The following is a 17,664-nucleotide window of genomic DNA, read 5'->3' as shown; positions in this document are numbered from 1 at the left end:
GTCAACGGTTCTCTTCTCCTTCACTGGCCCGATGACGCTGATGCGGCTGGGCGCCACCGGACGCCAGCAGGTCCTGCACCTCGTCGATCGGAAGTTCGGTGTTCAGGTAGGCGGCCAGGCGCAGCCAGTCGTAGGTGATGGTGAGGGTGCGCCGCCATTGCTCATGCGAATCGAATGCGGCCGGGAAGGTGAGATCGGCTACGCCCCGGGCGATTTCGACCAGGGCGTCCACCGTCGCCAGCCCGGCGTACTCGCCGCCGGATTCGATCAGCTCGGTGAAACGCACCGCCTGCGCCGCCCGCACCCGTGCGATGAGTTCGGCGCGATCCGCACTCGGCGGGAGCAGCCGGTCGAGCGTGGCGATCGCCGCGATATCGGGCGGCAGCGGTGCACATCCGTTGGTGGACAACAGCATTCGCACCACCCCGCGCACCAGGCGTTCGGTCGCGGCCTCGGCCACCCGGCCCTGGCGCTGTTCCAGCGCACCCACCAGATCTTCCCGGGCGTTCTCGATAATGACGTTCGACCACACCAGCGCGGACGCGCATTCGGTGAATCTGGCCGCGGGCAATGGGGACAGCGTGACGGGCCGCTCCGCGTCTCGCGCGCCGCCGCCCAACCCCACCAGCACGGGCGCGGTGGTGGGCGGAGGGGTGTACGCCCCGAGCACCTTGACCATGGCCACGGCGGGTCGCAGCGCGCCCGCGTCCCGCCAGCTCAGGCCGACCAGGCCGAGACGGGTGAACTCGGCGAGATCGGCATGCGATGCCGCGCCCGCACCGGCGGTCACATCGGCCAGCGAACGGCCGAACACCACCGAGCGCCAGGATCTGGCCGCGCGGTCCGACAGTACGAAGACCTCGCGATCGGCGCGCAGTACGTGAATGCGGCCGTCGATCGGCCACGAGGTGATGCCGCCGATTCGGCTCAGCCGCACCATCTTCGGATCATTGGGGACGATCGGGTGGCCCAGCGTGACCACGAATTCCAGGACCTCATCCAGTACGGCGGGACCGGTCACCGCATCGGTGAGCCGATGCAGCAGGTCGTAATACCGCTGCGCCACCGCGTCTTCGCCGAGGCGATCCAGCTGCGGGCCGACCCACTTCGACTCGATATAGGTTTCCCCGCGCGCGGCCGCCCAGCCCTTGATCGCATCGAGCAGACCGTCGCGGGCCCAGCCGGAGGCCTCGGGCCATGCCTCCAGCGCGGCCATGGCCACGGCCTGGCGCAGCGATTGCTGTCCCCTGGCGAACCACCAGGCGCTCATGAGCGCGGCGAAATCGGCGTAGGGGTACTGCTCGCGGATCCGCGCGATATCCACCGCGCCGGACCGCACCACGGTGGCGCGCAGGAATCGCTGGCAGCGGTTGAGCACATCCTGATTGAGTGCGATCAACGCGCTTGGATCGGAATCATCGTGCGGCTGTGCCTGTCTCGCGTAGGCAAGCTGGTCCTCCAGCTGTGCCCGCGATCGAGTGCGGATCTCCACCCGGCGACCGCCGAGGAACAGTACGGTCGGCATCTCCGGGGCCGGGTCCGCACCCGGTACGGCCACCAGGAAGTCGATATCGGAGCCGGTATTGCCGAAACCCTCGGCGATCGAACCCTCCAGCAGGACGGTCGATTCGGCGGGGATGTCCACCACGGCCAGGGCCGCGGTCAGCAGATCCTCGATCTCGCCGTCGGACAGCAGCGCCTGGGCCGGGCGGCGCGGTCCGGCGGTGGTCACCTCGGAACCGCGCAGCGCACCGTGCACGGTGACGCCCTCGCCGAGTTCACCGCCGCGATACAGCTCCCACATCAGCCTGCGCCGGGGTTTACCGCTGGAGGTGCGGCGGATCAGACCGGTCCGGCCGGTCACGATGGTCAGCTGCTGTGCGGGGCCGAGGTCGCCGCGCAGCACCTTGCGCGCCACCTCGATCCAGTCGCCCGGTTGCGCCTCGGCGAACAGCACGATGCCCTGATCAGCGCCGGTGCCCTGCATGGCGACAGCCGCGAATCTGTGTTTGGCCAGCCCGGTTTCGTGTGCGACGCGATGGTCGACGTCCTCCATGAAGACCGGTTTGCCGCGCACCTTGATGCTCGCGCCCATGCGGCCCAGCACATAGAGTTCGCCGTCGCGCAGGAATCCGGCATCGCCGGAGTGCACCGCGCCGTCGATGAAGCGCGTCGCACCCTCGCGATCCGACTCACCCGGGATCGGCTGATAGCCCTCGGCCACGGACGGTCCGGCGATCACCACCTCACCGAGTACCCCCTCGGGCAGCGGTGTGCCCTCGGCATCGACGATGGTGATGGTGGATTCGGTGGTGGAACAACCCAATCCGACCACCCATCCGGCTCCGGACAGTTCGCCGCCGTCCACCGCGCCGGTGCCGAGCACCCGCACCTGCGCGCCGAACCGCAGCGTCGAGCTGTCGATCCGGAGCGCGGCGGGCACCCGACCCGCCACCGAAATCGAGGCCATGAGCGTGGATTCGGCCAGACCGTAGGCCGGGCGCAGACTCTCCGGGCGGTAGCCGGTGTCCGCGAGCAGTGTGGTGAAGGCACGCACATCGGCGATATCGATCGGTTCCGCGCCGGTGATGAGCGAACGGAGACCGGACAGATCCAGGTCCGCGAGATCGGTGGGTCGCAGCCGTTTGGCGGTGTAGCCCATACCGAATGACGGCGATACCGCATGGTGCGCACCCGCGAGCGCACGCAACCAGCGGCCGGGATCGCGAACGAATTGATCCGGGCGCATCAGCCGCAGCTCGCCCTGTTTGGCGACGCTGGCCAGCAGGCCGCCGATCAGGCCCATATCGTGATAGAGCGGTAGCCAGGACACCGTGACATCACCGTTGCGCCAGTCCACGGCCGAGGTGATGAACGCGGTATTCGCGCCCAGGTTCCGCCAGCTGATCCGCACACCGCGCGGGGAACCCAGCGAGCCGGAGGTGAACTGCACGAGCGCGAAATCCTCGGCGTGCACGGGTGTTCGCTGGAACGGTTCACCGGTGCCATCCGGAATACCTCGCAGTACAAGCACTTCGGTGGCGTCTTCCAGCGAATCGCGTGCGCGCCCGATGGTTTCGGAGATATCCGCCGAGGTGAGCACGAGCCGCGGCAGCGCCTGCGCGAGGATGCCGCGCAGATGCGCGACGTACTCCTCGCCGCCACCGAATACCGGCGGCGGCACCAGGCTCAGCGTCGCGCCGCACGCCCACACCGCGTACATCGAGGCGATGCAGTCGAAACCGGTGGGCAGCACCACGCACACCCCGTCGCCGGGGCGCACCCCGCGCTCGCGCAGCAGGGCCGCGATACGCCATGCGGCCGTGCGCAATTCGGGATAGGTGCGGCGCTGCCAGCCGTCATCCTCATCGGCGAGATCGATCCCGGCGTTCGGGTTCGGGTCGAGCAGCCAGCCGCACATGAGCGTGAATTCGGCGCAGTCGTGCGCGGACGTCGAGAGTTCTGTCATTTCCGATCACACCTTCTCGACCAGGAAGCCGGTGAGCGAATCCGGCGTGCAGTATTCGAACAGGTCAACCACGTGGATATCGGTGACACCGAGACGGGCGCGCAGGCGTTCGCCGACCTGGATCACCATCGCCGAGGTGCCGCCCGCGTCGAAGAAGCGGGTGGAGCCGTCGAATTCGGCACCGTCGAGCACATCGGTCCAGATCGCGTCGACCACCTCCCGGATTTCGGCGCGATCGGCCGGACCGTCCAGCGTGATTTCTTGCGGGAGAGCGGTTTCCGCCTCGTACAGGCGGGCGAGCGCGGAGGCGTCAGCCTTCGAGTTCGCGTTCATGGGCATGGCCGCGAGCGTGAGATAGCGATCCGGTTCGAGATAGCGCGGCAGCGCGGCGCGCACCTCGCGGCGCACCTCGTCGAGGGATCCCGAATCCGGTGCGAGCACAACGAAACAGACGAGTTCGGCGGTCAGCCCCGAGCCGTAGACGGTGGCATACACCGTCTCGGTCCGCCCGGTGGCGGCGACCGCGTGTTCGATCTCGCCCAGTTCGCAACGGTGTCCGCGAATCTTGACCTGACGGTCGAGCCTGCCGGTGATCACGAATTGTCCCGCGGCATCGAGGTATCCGCGATCACCCGAGAGATAGGACGGCACGCCGTCGATATCCACGATGCGCGCCGTGGTCAGATCATCGCGGCCCAGATAACCCCGCATCAGGCCCGGACCGTTCACCACCAGCTGGCCGGGCACCCCACGCGGCAGTACGCGCCGCGACTCGTCCACCACCGCCATGCCGACATCGGCGAAGGGCCTGCCGATCACCGATTCCGCCGGGAAGTCGGCCGGATCGGCGGGCAGCGCGAAAGCGGTGTGATAGACCGTGGTTTCGGTGATGCCGTAGCTGTTCACCACCCGCACATCGGGCCGTGCGGCGACGAAAGCCGCCACCGAGGAGTATTCGAGGCGCTCCGCGCACAGCACCACGTATTCGAGGGCGCGGGCAGCACCCAGGCGGCCGGACACCATGCTGAAGGCCGAGGGGGTCTGGGAGAGCACCGCGATCTCATGCTCCGCGATGTACTCCGCCAGTCGATGCGGATCGCGTTTCACCGCGTCGGCGGGGATGTGGACGGTGCCGCCGCTGAGCAGCGCACCGAAGGTCTCGGCGAAGGAGACGTCGAAGGCCACCGAATGGAACAGCAGCCAGCGCCGGGCCGGGCCGGTCGGGATCGCCCGGCGCAGCCCGTCGAAGAAGCGGGTCAGCGAAGCGTGTTCGACCTGAACGCCTTTCGGGGTTCCGGTGGTGCCCGAGGTGAACAGCAGGTAGGCGAGATCGGTGGTCGCGGCCGGGGCGGGGAGCGGGGTGGCCGGGGTGAATTCCAGGGGCAGCCGGATCTCGCGCGCGCCCTCGACCGGATCCGGGGCGTCCACCAGTACGGTCAACCCGTCGCAGCCTGCGACGACCTGTGCGTACCGTCCCGGCCCCGAGGCCGGATCGATGGGCACATAGATCTTCCCTGCTTTGAATGCCCCGAGCAGCGTCGCGACCTGGCGCACGGAGGCTCCCAGCCGGACGCCGATGCGGTGCTCAGGCAGGGTATTCACGATCCAGCTCGCGATGTCGTCGGACAGGCTGTCCAGCTGGCGGTAGGTGATCTCGGTCGAATCGTCGACCACGGCAACCACATCGGGCGTATTCGCGGCGGCCGCCCGGAACGCCTCGACCAGGGTCTGCTCGGGGAATCGGGTCTGCGGCAGCACTTCGGCGGCGGACTCCGCTGTCGCCCAGCGCAATTCGGTGAGCGGCGCATCGGCGGCCGTCGTGCCGTGGCGCAGCACCCGGGTGTACAGCGCACCGATATCGGCCCGCGGCAGGTGATCGGCGCGTTCGATGATCAAGGTCGCCGCATCGGTGCCGACCTCGATGTTGATCGACAGCGGGTACTGGATGTACCGCCGATCGACATGGACCGGTACGCCCACCTCATCGTCGATCAGCACGGCCAGCGGGCGCGGGTAGACGGTGAAACTCACCGAAGGCTGCACGGCGTCAACGGAATCCGAGGCGATCACGCGGCGGGAGAAGTCCGCGAAGGCGAACTGTTCGAACTCGATGAGATTCGCGAGTTGGCGGTCGGCGGTGCGGCACAGGTCGCCGAAGGTCGCCGCGCCGCTCAGATCGAATCGGACCGGCAGCGCGTTCACCCGCACCCCGCGGGTGGCCTGCGCGGCCGCACTCGCCCGGCGATTGGACATCGGCACCGACACCACCACCGAGTCCAGGCCGGACAGGCAGCCGACGGTCAGCGCGTAGCTGCTCAGGAGTACCGAATAGCGGCGCACCCCGAGCTTTTTCGCCAACGTTCCGGCGGCGCGATAGTCCGCGCCGGGTAGCGCATGGCGCAGGATCTCCCCCGCGACCCGGCCCCGGGCGTCCCGGCGATCCCAGCCGTCGATGCCGAGGCTGTCGATACCGGCGAACTCCTCGGCGTAATAGCGCTGCGCGGCAGCGGGATCCGCTCCATACGGTTCCGCGGTGTCCACCGGTGAACTCGTACTCGGGCTGATATGGCCCGGATCGGCGTACCGGGCCGCGAAATCACCGATCAGATTGTAGAAACCGAATCCGTCGCAGAGCACGTGCGCACCGGCGAACAGGAAATAGGATTCCGCGCCGACCACCGCCACCTCGGCGTGGTACAGCGGGGCGGCCGACAGCTCGAAGGCCTCATCCGCGAGTTCCCGCACGCGATCGCGCACCGCGTCGATATCGGAATAGGCACGCACCGAACAGGATTGGCGGATGGACGTCGGTGTCACGATGATCTCGCCGCCCGCGTCGAGCTCGAAGACCTCGTTGAAGCTGTCATTGCCGTGCAGCACCGCCTCGACCGCGGCGGCGAAGCGCACCGGATCCGCCCCGGCGGGTAGCCGGGACAGCAGCGACCAATTCGACGCCGGATCGTCCGGTCGCACCTTGGCCGCCAGTACGAAACGGCGCTGACTGGGGGTCGCATATCTCACGAAGCTGTCGCCTCCTCGCGGTCGACGGAACGCACCGAACGCAGGGTTCGCGCGAAAACCTTTGCGGCGACCGACACATGGGCCGGATCGGTGAACAGGGTGTAGTGGTCGCCCGGCACGTCGATGATTCGAACGGCGCCGCGGGTATGCCGCTGCCAGGACATGGTCGCGCCGACATCGATCCCCAGCGCCCGCGCGCGCGGCGCGCTCAGCGGCGTGCGCGCCCGCAAGACGGTGATCGGTGCGCCGATCCGGCCCGCGGGTCGATACCGTTCCAGCGCACGGGTATTGGCCAGCCAGACATCCCGGAAGGAATCGAGCACGGTCGCCCCGCTCCGATCGGTATCGGCCGCCGCGCGATACCCCGGCAGCGCCGACGCCGCGGTCCGCAATCGCCGCTCGACCTCGGTCACCAGCTGATCCGAATCCGCGCGCACGCCGCCGAACGCATCGGGGGCGAACGAGTCGAACATGATCACGTGGCGCACCGATACCCGCTCGGTCTGCTCGAGCTGCCGGGCGATCTCGAACGCGACATTTCCGCCGAACGAATACCCGCCCAGCACCAGCCGATCGCCGATCGCCCCCGCCGCGCGCAGATCGTCCACGCACGCCGCCGCGATCTCCTCGATGGATCCCCCGGCCGGATGCGGCGCACGGAACGCCGCCAACCCGAGCTCGGGAACCACCCGCGACAGCGCCGCATAGCAGTAATTGGTCCCCCCGGCGGGCGGGAAGAGGTGAATCATCGGCTCCCCGGACCCGAACGCCAGCAACCCATTCCGGCCGCCCGGGGCGGCGGTAGCCTGCCCAGCGGGCAACCCATCTCGGCTCCCCGGGGCGGCGGTAGCCTGCCCAGCCGGCAACCGATCTCGACCGCCAACGGCCGCCATGGCCTGCGCGGCCAGCACCCGTCCCAGATCACCCACCGTGGTAATCCCGTCCAGCGCCGCGAAATCCACCGCGAACGGAATCCGATCGGTCACCTTCCCGACAATCGCCACCAGCGCGATCGACTCCCCACCGGCGGCGAAGAAATCGGTCCCCTCATCCACCCCGGCCCCGAGCTCATCCCCCGCGAGCCGCAGGAACAACTCCCGCACATCGGCTTCCACCCCGCCGGGTGCGGCGGGACTCGCCGCCCGACCGGATGCGGTCGCGGCCCGCGCCGATCCCGGCACACCTTCGATATCGGTTCGACTCGATGTGCCGGAACCGTCCACTCCGCCCGGCGCGGCAGCGGCATCCGCCCCAGCCGACGTGTCCGAGCCGTGCTCCGAAGTCGGCGAAACCCGCGTCGGGTCATCCCGTAGAAGCGGCAATCCATGGAAGGTCTCGGCCAAAGGCGCGGGCGGCAACCAGATTCGCTGCCCACCCTCGTACGAACCGGGCTTATCACCGTCGGCCCGAGTGTGCCGCACGGCGAGCTCATCCGTACCGTCTGCGGTCGTCTCTCCAGCACGGAGTCGGTCGACGAGTTCGGCGAGTGAGCGGACATCGGCGACCCAGATCGCCTCGGGGTGTGCGGTGCGCGCGGCCAGGGTGGCGGCGATATCGATCGGGTCCGCGCCGGGGTGGTCGTGCAGGTAGGCCGCGAGGCGGTCGCGGTAGGTGCGCAGGGCCGCGGTCGAGCGCGCGGACAGGGTGATTCGAACCTCGCCGCCGGTCGCACTCGACGGTGCGCGGCGGGGTGCGCGTTCCAGGATGACGTGGGCGTTGGTGCCGCCCATGCCGAAGGAGCTGACCGCCGCGTATTGCAGGTCCGGGCTCGGCACGGGGGCGGTCGCGATCGTGAAGATCGAATCGTCCAGTGGGATGGCCGGATTGGGGGTGCGGTAGCCGGGCTGCGGGAAGATGCGGCCGGAGTCGAGGGTCAGGATGGTCTTGAGCAGGCCGATCATGCCCGCGGCGGCATCGAGGTGGCCGAGGTTGGCCTTGGCGGAGCCGAGGTGGCAGCGGGTCGTGCGGCCGCCGGTATCGGCGTATGCCCTGGTGAGGGCACGGAATTCAATGGGATCGCCGAGTTGGGTGCCGGTGCCGTGCGCTTCCAGGTACCCGATCTCGTCGGGTGAGATCCGGGCGCGGCGCAGCGCGGCGGTGAGTACGTCGACCTGTCCGGAGACCGCGGGTGCGCTGAAGGCCATGCGCTGCGCGCCGTCATTGTTGATCGCACTGCCGGCGACCACGGCGAGGATCGGATCACCTTGCGCCAGTGCGTCTTCCAGGCGGCGCAGCATGACAACACCGCCGCCGCTGCCGCGCACGGTGCCGTCGGATTCGGCGTCGAACGGCCGGGACGAGCCGGTCGGCGACATGATGCCGCCGGTTTCGGCGATATAGCCGTGCGGCTGCGGGAAACTCAGGGATGCCGCGCCCACCACCGCGATATCCGCGTCACCGAAAGCCAGTCCCGCACATGCCTGATGGAGTGCGACCAGCGAGCTCGAACACGCGCTCTGAATGGTGAGGGCGGGACCGGTGAAACCGAACCGGTACGCCAGCCGAGCGGCGGCGAAATCGCGGTCGTTGCCGATCAGCGATTGGTAGTCGACCCGTGCCGTACTGCCCGGCTCGGCACGCCCTCGCAGATAGGAGGATTCGGAAACTGTTACGTACGAACCGATTCGGGCGTCCCGGGTGGCGATTCCACCGGACTCCAGCGCCTGATGAGTCAGGGTGAGCAGCAGTCGCTGCTGCGGATCGGTCCAGCGCGCCTCGGCGGCGCTCATCCGGAAGAATTCGCGATCGAACTCCTCGGCACCGGCCAGCGGCGAGGCCACCGCGACATAGTTGGCGTGCCCGACGTCCTGGGCGGTCAGCCCGGACGCCAGTGCCCGCTCCCGCGATACCGACTCGAAATGGGTTGCCCCACGGTCGAGTTCGGTCCGGAACAGATCGATATCGGTCGCCCCCGGAACCTTGATCGCCGCCCCGATGATGGCGAACTTCATGGACGCCTCCTATCCGGTGGTGAGAATCGCGACGGCGAAGATGATCTGGCCGATCAGCCATACGCTGGCCGACGCCTCGGATACGTTCTTGGCTCCGACCCGAGTCGGCTTGCGCCAGAACACGATCGCGGCGATCACCGGCAGCAGCGCGGTCGCGGCGAGGGCGGCGTACGCCCAGCCCACGCCCCGCTCGATCGCGGCCAGGGCGGCGAATTCCAGCGCGGTGACGCCCAGCGCCAGCCCCGCCAGCACCACCACGGTCCCGGTCAACCCGAGCGAACGCGTCCAGGACGACGCCGATTTGGTGTAGTCGACCACCGTCTCGCGGGTGTCCTCCGGGGTGCGCGACTTGCGCGCGATCTCGAGCAGCAGCGCCGCCACCGACCACAGCGCCACCAGCCACCACACCTTCGCGGGCACCCACTGCGCACCCGCGCCCATCTGCGCGGCCCAGACCGCGCCGATCCCCCAGAACGGAATCACCGACAGCGCCAGCAGCACGCGCCGCGCCTCCAGCCATTCCCCGATCCAGGCCCACTTCACCTGAACGAACTGCACCAGGTTGTTGGAGACGAAAATGCCGAGCAGCCACACCGATACCGGCCCGAAGCCTCGATCGACATAGAACGTGCCACCGAGCACCACCAGCAGGCTGATCACGCCGATGATCTTGAGATGGGTGAAGGTCACCAGCCCGCGCTGCAATACCCGCTCGGGATAGTGCGCGTTGTCGTGCGCCGCGTCCTTGTGGTCGTCGATGGTCCGCACCATCAGCGTGTAGGCCACGAACGCCGCGAAGCCGACGAACAGATCCACCGTGAACCCGGCGGTCTTACCGGTGATGACCTGACCGAACAGGTAGGCCACCAGGAACATCGGGAACTGCCCGAGCACCTGCCAGGCCGGGAATCGTTCATTGGAGTACGCCAGCAGCCGCAATGCGAAGGGGGACTGGCTGGTTGCGGTCAGAGTGGTCACGCGTGGAATTCCTGTCCGGTCGATCGAGATGCCAGCTCCGCTTCGATGTCGTCCAGCCGCCGCACCGTCGCGGTCACCCGCTCGATATAGCGCAGGCCGTGCACCGTGTGCACCAGCAGATACAGCGAGAGACGGCGAATGGTGAAGTCCGCCAGCGCGAGTCGGTAGCCGTGCCGCCACACCACCGGATCGATCTCCACGCCCGCCGCGTCCGCCACGGCGCGGCGATGGAATTCGAGGTGGGCCTCGACCGTCTCGGCGTCGACATCGGGGGTGAGCACGTAGGCGAGCAATTCCACCAGATCACGTTGCGGCAGATGGATACTCGCCAATTCCCAGTCGTAGGCGACGAGCGTGTCCGCACCGCCGTCCGGCGAGCGCCGCAGCGCGATATTGCGGGAGTTGAAATCGTTGTGCACCAGGGTGCGCGGCATCGCCTCGAGCTGCTGCCACCAATCCCCGATGGTGTCGATGCGCTCCAGCGTGCGGTCCAGCCACGGTCCCCGCATGAGCTCCGGGTACTCGGCGCGATGATGGCTGAAGAGTCCTCGCCACAGTTCGGCCATGCCCGCGAGCCGCGGCGCCTCGGTGGGCGGGCCGAGCCAGGGCAGTTCCAGCAGTTCGTCGACGCGGCCGTACCAGTGGCCGTGGATATCGGCGATCCCGCGCAGCGCGGTGTGGATATGCGCCGCGGTCCACCGCTCGGGTGTGTCCGCGGAGTCCTTGAGAATGACGTTATCGCCCAGTCGTTCCAGGACCAGCAGGAACGCTTCCCGCTCCGGAGCTTCGTAGATGCCGTAGCAGTGCGGCATGATGCGCGCCAGCGGTCCGGGATTGCGGTACAGCTCCAGCTCCCGCATATGGGTGCCGAGGAAGCCGCCCGCGTCACCGGCCCGCGCCCAGGCCTCCGAGAGCGGCCCGCCCGCCAGCGATACCAGGCGGTGCGCGGCCAGCACCACCTCACCGTCGAGGGGTTTGGCCTTGACCATCACCTCGAGCGGGTTCGGATCGTCGAGGAAGTGCACGTCCACCGGCAGCACACCGACCAGCTTCTGCATGCTCACCCGCTGCGTGAGCTCGCTGATAACGCTTGCGGCGGTGGAGTTTCCGATCACCTTCACGGTCTCGACCGGGCGCTCGCGGGCGGTCAGCACGGTATCGAAGAATTCGGGGGTCAGATCGGGGTCGGTGAACCAGTTGACCGGGCGATTGCGGCCGAGCCGCTCGTGCGCGGTCGCGAACTGTCCGCCGATGACCGCCGAGAGCGTCGAAAGATCAAGTGCCAGTGCGTATCCGGCGATCACTTCGGCCAGTCGGCGGGCCGTGCCGGTGCCGCCGCACCCCATCATCTCGAGGTAGTCGGACTGCTGTGGCAGCTGGGTGCCCCCGCCCACGGTGCCGATGGCGAGCGCGGGCAACAGCAGTGACGCGTAGATGCCGTCGCCGTCCGCCTCGATCCCGAGCAGACCGGAACCGGACTCGTGCACGCACGCGATGTCCTGTCCGGTGGCGGCGAAGATCGCAGCAATCGCGTTGGCCACGTTGATATTCGGCGACAGCGCACCACTGAGCGCCGAACCCTGCACGCCGATGTTGAAGGCCCGGACCATATCGGCCTGATCGACCTTGAACACGCGCCGCAGCGTGTCGCCGTCCACCCGGCATTCCGCGGTGACACGCATACCGCGGCCATTGGCCAGCGAGCGCTGGGCGATCTTCTTATCGCCCCCGGCATTGCCCTCGATGCAGTAGGACCGAATGCTGATCTCGGGATGGTCCCGCAGCTGCGCGTCGATCCACTGGCAGGCGTGCCAGGTGCAGGCGGTGGTCATATTCTGGCCGGACGCGTCCCCGGTCTCGTATTCGAAGAGCATGTCGACGCTGCGACCGACCTGCAACGGCCGCAGTCCGACCAGCCGCGCGTGCTGGGACACCGTGGCGATCTGTTCCGCCAGCTCCGCGTGATGATCCTGCACCCAGCGCCCGAAAAGTTGTGCGGCAACGACATTGTCGAGATCGAAGCGCGGTGAACGCACCATGCGCTGTCCGAGCACCCGGGTGTGCACACCACCCGATTCCGATACCGCGCGGGCGCCACGGGTGGCCGAGGCCACCAGCGCACCCTCGGTGGTGGCGAACGGCGCGGCGATCCAGCCGTGCGCGTATTCGCCCTCGAACAGCAGCGGACCGGCCAATCCCACCGGGATCTCGACACTGCCGATCAGGTTCTCCACATTCCCGACGAGTCGAGTCGGGTTGAGCTGGAAGCGATCCAGCGAGGACAGCTCGCTGCCGGTCAGCTCCCGAATCCAGGAGAGTCGATGGCGGCGCGCTATCTCACTCTCGTGCCCGCGGTCCGGTATACGGGGAATTCCGATCGCAGATTCACTGATCAACACACGTCCTCACTCTGTTTCGCCGCAGCGGAATTTTCCATCGCCCGGCGGCGCACAAATCCCAACGGTCCGTTCCACGACAATGTGATGTCCCGCGACGCTCGAATCGATCGAGTCGTCCGCTCCGCCCCCGCTCGAATACGGAATACCCACCACGTCGCGAGCCGGCGGCCATCTGGACCGAACACCAACTCTGCCAGAGGGCTACCGGCGAGTCATTGCATGAATCGACGAAATTGCGCGGCACGGGTTCGTCTCTCGTGACAAAGCATCGTGCACACCCCGATTCGGCTGTGACGCAACATCACTGAGACTGGTCTAGGCTCGCCATGACAGCCCCCAGTTTTGTTGGACACACGCGTCCAAGATTCATAGTAGGCTGGAATCTCAGCAAACCGAAGCCGATGACGCCTTCAGGGTGCGGTGCGCGGCGAACGCACGGAACATACGGATTCGGAATACGGGGAGATCAGCGATTTGGCACACAACTCACCGCTCGCGGACGCCTTCGCGAGAGCGGATACCGAACATCGAATAGCGCCGGACGCACCGATTCTGGCCCGGCTCGACCGAATATCGCACACCGTGCGCGGCGTGGACCCGCACACCAGGGAATCCATTCGACTGCTGAGCGCGGCGATACTGGAATACCTGAATCGAATCCCGGACTACGGCACCGCGGATCCGGGCGAGCTGCTGACGCCGCTGGTCGAGCACCACCTCGGCGACCGGCCCGCCGGACGACCGCTGCTCGCGGGTTTCCTGCGCGCCACCGATCAGCTCTGGCAGCAGGCGAGCGCGGCCGCACGACCGCAGGATCACGCCGATGTGATCGCCTTCTCCCATCTGCTGCTTCGACTTTCGGGCCATGTCATGGCGGCGATCACCGAGCGGCATGTCCAGCTGGAGCAGGTCGGGAATGACCGCGAGCGCGAGCTGCGCCGAATCCTGTGCTCGGCCCTGATCCAGGGTGCGCCCTCCGAGGAGCTCGCGGCCCGCGCCGGAATCGGCGCCGACCACTACGACCTGCTGGCCCTGCACCTCAGCACGTCCGACGGCGCGATTCCGGCCACCGATATGCTGACCACCCGCCGCCGGATCCGCATCGTCCGGCGCGTCCTGGACGAACTGACGGGCGGACCGGCACTCGAATCCTTCGACGGCCAGAGCGGTTTCGCGCTGTTGCCCGGTGACACCGTCACACCCGACCAGCGCCGCCTGCTCGCGCACACCCTGACCGAACAGCTCGGGGTCGGCACGATTGTCGCGGAATGTACCGGCGTACAACGTGATTCGATGCCCCGCAAGGCCCGGCAGACCGCCGAGGTTGCCGAACTCGCCCGGCATCTGCGTCGCCCCGCGGGCAGCTACCGGCTCGAGGATCTGCTGCTGGAATATCAGCTCACCCGGCCGGGTGATGCCCGCGATCAACTGGCCGAACGCATTCTGCCGCTGCTGGATCAACCACACCTGGTCGAGGCGATGGAGGCGCACGTCCGATTCGGCGCGGATCGGCAACGGGCGGCCGCGTCCGTGCACATTCATCCGAACACCTACAGCTACCGGCTGCGCCGCATCGCCGAGGTCACCGGCATCGACCCGGCCGATCCACACGGATCTCGGCTCATCGCCGCGGCGCTCACGGTGCACCGCATCCAATCCTCCCGGCAGACCGATCCGCAATGAACCGGCGCGCCCGGTACGGATGACCGGGTTCCGATCAGTGGGTATCCAACACCTGCCCGAATATGTGACACTAGTTGGTGTCACATATTTAGGGAGGTGCACAGGTGAAGCTGGGCGTCGCACTGCCGATGACGGAATTCTCGGCGACCCCGACCGAAGCCGCGCGCATGGTGGAACAGCGCGGCTTCGAATCCTTGTTCGTGCCGGACGATTCGAGCACCCATACGCCGGACGCACCGTTCACCGCGCTGACCATGGCCGCCGCCGCGACCGAACGGCTGATCGTCGGGACCGTCATGACCCGGCGGATCCGGCGCGATCCCGTCCGGCTCGCCGCCCAGATCGACACCCTCGACCAAATGTCCGGTGGCCGAGTGGTTCTCGGTCGCGGACCCGGTTGGATGCGCATCGGCGGCGGGATGCGACCGCGTGACTATGCCGATCGCATCGCCCGATTGCGCTATTGCGCGGCCGAACTCGGCCGCGAGCGGGTATCGGTCACCTTCTATCAGTTCGGGTTGCCCACCCCCGAGATCCTGGATCAATGCGATGATTTCGGCATCGACCGGCACGTATCCAATCTCGGGGCGCTCCCCCGCGATCTACTGGAGCGGACCCTGGACGATCTCGCGCGAATTTGACCGCGCCCCAGCGCATCCCGGGTCAGCTACCCGGGAAACCCGGCGGCAGCGGCTGGAAGTCCGCCTTGAACTTCGGCCCCGGCGGCAGTCCACGCAGGACGGCGGTGGTCCAGGCCACGGCGGGTGCCCAGCCGGTGACGGCGTTCGCACCGTGCTCCGGAATCGGGACGGTGTAGAAACGCAGATCCGCGCCGCGCTCCCAGTAGGAGTTCACGGTCGGGATGACGGTCGAGGGCGGGATGACCTCGTCCCAGACGCCGTGCCACCACAGGATCGGGGTATCGGGGATGTACTTGCCGAGACTGTTGTCCTGCAGAATCCGCACGATCTCGGGTGAGTTCTCCAGCGACTTGCCCGGCTGATAGTAGGCGCTGATCGGCCGGTACATACCCTCCAGCAGAATGGTTGGCAGACAACGACTCTGGAAGTCCTTGGCCAGCTGCTGCCCTTCCGGGGTGAGCAGCTCCTCGGGACGGAACGCGTCGGGGTATTCGCGCGCGAAGCTGGTGAGACCGAGCCACATGGTGAAGTTGCCGACACCCGCGATACCGGTCTGCTGCTTGGTGGCGTACTTCGCGACATCGACCAGGTTGCCGGGCGTCCCACCGATCGCGGTGCCGAGCAGTCGCACATCCGGTGCGTAGCTGGCCCGAAGTTCCGCCGCGCGAATGGAACCCGAGCCGCCGCCGGAGTAGCCGTACAGCGCGATGCCCGAATCGGTCAGCCCCAGCGCATCGTCATTCTTCATGGCGCGCAAGCTGTCCAGCACCATCTTGCCCTCGGCATAGGTGTTGAACGTGCTGAACTTGCCGTCGAAATCCGGCACGTTGATCGCGAATCCCTGTGCCAGCCAGCCGATCGCGAGCGCCGACTCCTTCATGGTGCCGACCTGCAGGGTGTACGACGGATTGCACGAGGCGTTGGTGGAGTCGATGGCCTCCTGGAACGACACCACCGGCCGCGCACTCCCCTGCCACGGCACCCCGGGCACGATGACGGTGGTCGCGGTGACGATCGGATTGTCGTGAACGTCGTTGGAGCGGAACAGCAATTGCCTGGTGTAGACCGGGAACGGAATACCCACGAAGCGGGTCTGCACCTCCCGTGAGCGCACGATCTGCCCGGGTTCGTAGGAGGCGATATCGGCCGGGTCGTCGTACCACGGATCCTCGGACGGGATCGGGACGGGGAGCATGTCGTAGATCTGGGGTTCGGTGGGCAACTGCGGTAACTGATTCTGATCCAGCGGCATCGGCGGATATCCGGGATCGGCCGACGCGGCCTGCGCCCCACTCGCCACCACCACGGTCGACATCGCCGCCACGGCCAGTCGTCTCAACCCGGGCTTACCCACTCGAACCTCCAGCATCATCGCTTCTGTAACGCAGGTCGCACTGCACCGCCGGAGTGACCCAGACGATAGTCAGCGTCGCCAGTGTTGCACACGCGCGTCCAACTTTGAAGAGCCGACCGGCGTGCGAGATTCGATCTGGCTGACCCAAAGGGTGTTCGCGGTGGTCGAGACGTGGTTTCGTTCGCAGACCGATCGGTTCGAGCGAAAGGCCCCGCCATGTCCGTGCACAACTCAGTCGAGTCCGGATCCGCGGTGCGGGTGGTCAAGCTCGGCGCGAACATCGGCGCGCGCATCGAGGGGGTGCGACTCGGCGGGGATCTGAACACCCGGACCGTCGCCGCGATCCGAGCCGCGCTGCACGAGCACAAGGTCATCTTCTTCCAGGGCCAGGACCAGCTCACCGAGGACGGTCAGTACGAATTCGCGCAGCTGCTCGGCACTCCGACCACCCCGCATCCGACGCTGACCTCGGCCGGGGCCAAGAGTCTGGCGATCGATTCGCGGCACGGTCGCTCGAATGTCTGGCACACCGATGTCACCTTCGTCGATCGGGTGCCGCAGGCCTCGATTCTGCGTGCGGTCACACTGCCCAGCTATGGCGGTTCGACCACCTGGGCCTCGACGGTCGCCGCGTACCAGGCACTGCCGCAATCGCTCAGGGTGCTGGCCGAGAACCTGCGCGCCCGGCACACCAATCTGTACGACTACGCCGGTGAGGGCCGCTCGACCGAGGAGAACTCCGCGGCCTATCGGCGCGAATTCGAATCCGAGTACTTCGAGACCGAACATCCCGTGGTCGAGGTGCATCCGGAGACCGGTGAGCGCGCGCTGCTGCTCGGCTGCTTCGTCAAGGAACTCGTCGGGCTGTCCGGAAATGAGTCCAAAGCCCTGTTTCAACTCTTCCAGAACCGGATAACCCGGCTGGAGAACACGACCCGATGGAACTGGTCGCTCGGTGATGTGGCGATCTGGGACAACCGGGCCACCCAGCACTACGCGATCGACGACTACGACGGCACCGAACACCGCAAGCTCACCCGCATCACCCTCGCGGGTGCGGTGCCGGTCGGCGTCGACGGCTGCGCAAGCACCGTGATCTCCGGCGATGCCGGGTACTACTCGACGACCGCGGCCCCGCGCGCGGCCTGAAAGGCACAACGACATAACG

9 protein-coding genes are annotated in these 17,664 nt (G+C 67.5%); 3 read left to right on the top strand and 6 right to left on the bottom strand.

Features of this window, described 5'->3' with window-relative positions; all coding sequences use genetic code 11:
• Window position 1: 1 nt before the first annotated feature.
• Genes ACFVUS_RS00875 through ACFVUS_RS00855 form a run of 5 tightly spaced genes read right to left on the bottom strand, consistent with a single transcriptional unit; the run spans window position 2 to window position 12,815 of the window.
• On the bottom strand, window positions 2-3,469 hold the full coding sequence (locus tag ACFVUS_RS00875) for an AMP-binding protein (protein WP_387761047.1): 3,468 nt from the start codon (window positions 3,467-3,469) through the stop codon (window positions 2-4).
• 6 nt (window positions 3,470-3,475) lie between these two features.
• Window positions 3,476-6,490 (bottom strand): amino acid adenylation domain-containing protein, encoded by a 3,015-nt coding sequence (locus tag ACFVUS_RS00870; protein ID WP_387761046.1) that lies wholly within the window; start codon window positions 6,488-6,490, stop codon window positions 3,476-3,478.
• Entirely contained in the window at window positions 6,487-9,441 is a 2,955-nt protein-coding gene (locus ACFVUS_RS00865; protein WP_387761045.1) for a beta-ketoacyl synthase N-terminal-like domain-containing protein, read from the bottom strand. Before ACFVUS_RS00865 ends, ACFVUS_RS00870 begins: the two co-directional genes overlap by 4 nt.
• 9 nt (window positions 9,442-9,450) lie before the next feature.
• Complete coding sequence (locus tag ACFVUS_RS00860) at window positions 9,451-10,419, bottom strand: hypothetical protein (RefSeq protein ID WP_387761044.1); 969 nt, start codon at window positions 10,417-10,419, stop codon at window positions 9,451-9,453.
• Window positions 10,416-12,815 (bottom strand): hypothetical protein, encoded by a 2,400-nt coding sequence (locus tag ACFVUS_RS00855; protein WP_387761043.1) that lies wholly within the window; start codon window positions 12,813-12,815, stop codon window positions 10,416-10,418. Before ACFVUS_RS00855 ends, ACFVUS_RS00860 begins: the two co-directional genes overlap by 4 nt.
• A 423-nt stretch (window positions 12,816-13,238) precedes the next feature.
• On the opposite strand from ACFVUS_RS00855, the gene ACFVUS_RS00850 reads away from it, so the two are divergent.
• Together ACFVUS_RS00850 and ACFVUS_RS00845 are read left to right on the top strand one after the other, a co-directional pair.
• Complete coding sequence (locus ACFVUS_RS00850) at window positions 13,239-14,501, top strand: PucR family transcriptional regulator (protein ID WP_387761042.1); 1,263 nt, start codon at window positions 13,239-13,241, stop codon at window positions 14,499-14,501.
• Window positions 14,502-14,605: 104 nt separating this feature from the next.
• The gene (locus ACFVUS_RS00845) at window positions 14,606-15,142 is read left to right on the top strand and encodes an LLM class flavin-dependent oxidoreductase (protein ID WP_387761041.1); all 537 of its coding nucleotides are present in this window, start codon (window positions 14,606-14,608) and stop codon (window positions 15,140-15,142) included.
• 22 nt (window positions 15,143-15,164) lie between these two features.
• Here ACFVUS_RS00845 and ACFVUS_RS00840 read toward each other — a convergent pair whose 3' ends face one another.
• On the bottom strand, window positions 15,165-16,511 hold the full coding sequence (locus ACFVUS_RS00840; RefSeq protein WP_387761040.1) for a lipase family protein: 1,347 nt from the start codon (window positions 16,509-16,511) through the stop codon (window positions 15,165-15,167).
• Window positions 16,512-16,712: 201 nt separating this feature from the next.
• Between ACFVUS_RS00840 and ACFVUS_RS00835 the strand changes: the two genes are divergently transcribed.
• Window positions 16,713-17,645: a TauD/TfdA dioxygenase family protein gene (locus ACFVUS_RS00835; RefSeq protein ID WP_387761039.1), complete on the top strand. Its 933-nt coding sequence runs from the start codon at window positions 16,713-16,715 to the stop codon at window positions 17,643-17,645.
• Window positions 17,646-17,664 lie beyond the last annotated feature (19 nt).

The organism is Nocardia sp. NPDC058058 (assembly GCF_042885355.1).
Taxonomy (GTDB): domain Bacteria; phylum Actinomycetota; class Actinomycetes; order Mycobacteriales; family Mycobacteriaceae; genus Nocardia.
This window is presented reverse-complemented; position numbering and strand designations above follow the sequence as displayed.